We start from the raw sequence: 2216 nt of genomic DNA, 5'->3' as shown, positions 1-2216 counted from the left end.
CGGGCTGACCGGCCATACCGAGACGCTGCTGAGCGACGCGCTGGGGCCGAAGCGGATCGCGCTGGTCGTCGGGGCCGAGGGCGAGGGGATGCGGCAGAATACCGAGGCGCACTGCGACATCCTCGCCAAGCTGCCGATTTCGGACCGGGTCGAGAGCCTGAACGTGTCGAACGCGGCGGCGATCGCGTTGTATGCGATGGCGACGCACGGGGGGTGATCGCGCGGCAGGCCTGACAGATACGTCATCCCAGCGAAGGCTGGGATCTCTTGCGGATGAGACGCGACAAGCGCCGCTTGAGGCCCCAGCCTGCGCTGGGGCGACGGTTGGGGCGTCAGTCCTCCGGGGCGATTTGAACTTTCAGCCCGTCGAGCGCATCCTCGAACGGAATCTGGCAGGCCAATCGTGAGGTCGGGCCACGGTCGTCGACCGAATCGAGCAGGTCGTCCTCGTCGCGGGTCATCGGCGGCAGGCGGTCGAGGAATGCCGGGTCGACATGGACGTGGCAGGTCGCGCACGAACAGCATCCGCCGCAGATCGCCAGCATCTCGTCGAAGCCGTGGTCCTTGATGACTTCCATCACCGACAGGCCGGCCTCTCCGTCCACGGTTCGTTCTTCCCCTGCGCGGGTGACGACGGTAAGCCTCGGCATCGTTTCATCTCCTGATCGCACGTCCCATGCCGGGCGCTCCGATCGATTGCAAGGAAGCCGCCATGGGCCTTTCCGCCGAACAGTTGCGGACCTCGCTGGATGCCATGGCCGTGATCGAGCCGGCGTTCGCAAAGGCGCTGGCCTATGCCGGCTATCCCGAGCCGCGCATCCGCGAGCGGGGCTATGCGACGCTGCTGCGCACGATCGTCGGCCAGCAGGTCAGCTACAAGGCGGCTGATTCGGTGTGGGCGAAGCTTTCGGCGATGCTGGGCGACCCGACCGATCCGGCGCGAATCGTCGCGGCGAGCGATGAGGAGCTGCGCGCCGCCGGGCTGTCGCGGCAAAAGGCGGGCTATGCCCGCAGTCTGGCCGACGAGGTCATCAGCGGGCGGCTCGACCTCGCCCATCTGCCGGAGGATGACGAGGAAGCGATCGCCGCGCTGGTGCGGGTGAAGGGGATCGGGCGGTGGTCGGCCGAAATCTACCTGTTGTTCGCCGAGGGGCGGACCGACGTGTGGCCGGCGGGGGACCTTGCGGTGCAGGTGGAGATCGGGCGGATCATGGGGTTGCCCGAGCGGCCGAGCGAGAAGGATATTCGGGTGCTGGCAGAGGCTTGGCGGCCGCATCGTAGTGCGGTGACGGTGTTTGCGTGGCATCATTATATGTTCGATCCGGCGACGGGTGACGCGAAGAACAGTGCGATCTGACGCGCCGACCGAGACGTAGCGAAGCTACGTCGAGCGGCCCAAGGCGCGTCCGGCCGGCGGCGCGTAAAGCGCCGTCCGACGACACGGGCTTTGCCCGTGGCGGAGCCTGTTGCAGCGCCCAATTCCCCCCAAAGTTTACAAAGTTTACACTAACGGCGCGTTTTTTGCGAACCGATCGCAACCCGAGGCAAGTGGGATAAGAAAATCTGGTTCGCGCGGAGGCGCGGAGACGCGGAGGGGGTGTGGGCGCTGATAGGTTGCGCGCCCTTGCGGCCCAGCGACCAGGGCTTGGTTCAGATGCGGTTGTCAAAGAGCCGCGCACAGCATGGCGGATCGACGACGTGTAGGACACCGGCAATGTCAAACCGCCCGACGGAGCGGTCAGGACGGGCGACGCGCAGGCGACGATCGCCCCCCGGATGCTGTCCGATCGCTTGCCTTCGCCGTCGCAACCGGTGAAGGAGAGGGGACCGGGGGGTGACGATGACCAACGACCGTGAACATGCCAAGCTCGAACGACTGACCTTCTTTTCGGATGCCGTGTTCGCCATTGCGATGACGCTGCTGGTGATCGAGGTACGGCTGCCCGAACTGCACGTCGTCAGCGACCACTCGCTCGCGCAGGCACTGCTGCACCTGCTGCCGAACTATATCGGCTTCATCATCAGTTTCCTCGTCATCGGCCGGTTCTGGACCGGGCATCACCGGTTGATGGGGATGATCGATACCGCCGACCCGGCGCTGGTCCGCGCCAATCTGCTGCTGTTGATGGCAATCGCGTTCATGCCGTTTCCGACCGCCATCCTCAGCGATTATTCGCTGCTGCGCGTCGCGATCGGCTTCTACACCGCCTATCTGC

At 65.7% G+C, this 2216-nt stretch carries 4 protein-coding genes; 3 read left to right on the top strand and 1 reads right to left on the bottom strand.

All coding sequences use genetic code 11. The annotated features are described in order from the left end of the window. A partial coding sequence (locus ASE78_RS19525; RefSeq protein WP_321163087.1) for a TrmH family RNA methyltransferase occupies positions 1-217 on the top strand: 217 nt, incomplete at its 5' end. 115 nt (positions 218-332) lie between these two features. Here ASE78_RS19525 and ASE78_RS08190 read toward each other — a convergent pair. Beyond that, positions 333-650, bottom strand: coding sequence for a 2Fe-2S iron-sulfur cluster-binding protein (locus ASE78_RS08190; RefSeq protein ID WP_056495607.1), 318 nt, complete (start codon positions 648-650; stop codon positions 333-335). Positions 651-712: 62 nt separating this feature from the next. Between ASE78_RS08190 and ASE78_RS08185 the strand changes: the two genes are divergently transcribed. Beyond that, the gene (locus tag ASE78_RS08185; RefSeq protein WP_056496381.1) at positions 713-1357 is read left to right on the top strand and encodes a DNA-3-methyladenine glycosylase family protein; all 645 of its coding nucleotides are present in this window, start codon (positions 713-715) and stop codon (positions 1355-1357) included. A gap of 483 nt (positions 1358-1840) precedes the next feature. Then, on the top strand, positions 1841-2216 hold a 376-nt coding region (locus ASE78_RS19520), incomplete at its 3' end, for a TMEM175 family protein (RefSeq protein WP_235514936.1).

The organism is Sphingomonas sp. Leaf25, assembly GCF_001421635.1.
In the GTDB taxonomy this organism is placed as follows: Bacteria; Pseudomonadota; Alphaproteobacteria; order Sphingomonadales; family Sphingomonadaceae; genus Sphingomonas.
This window is presented reverse-complemented; position numbering and strand designations above follow the sequence as displayed.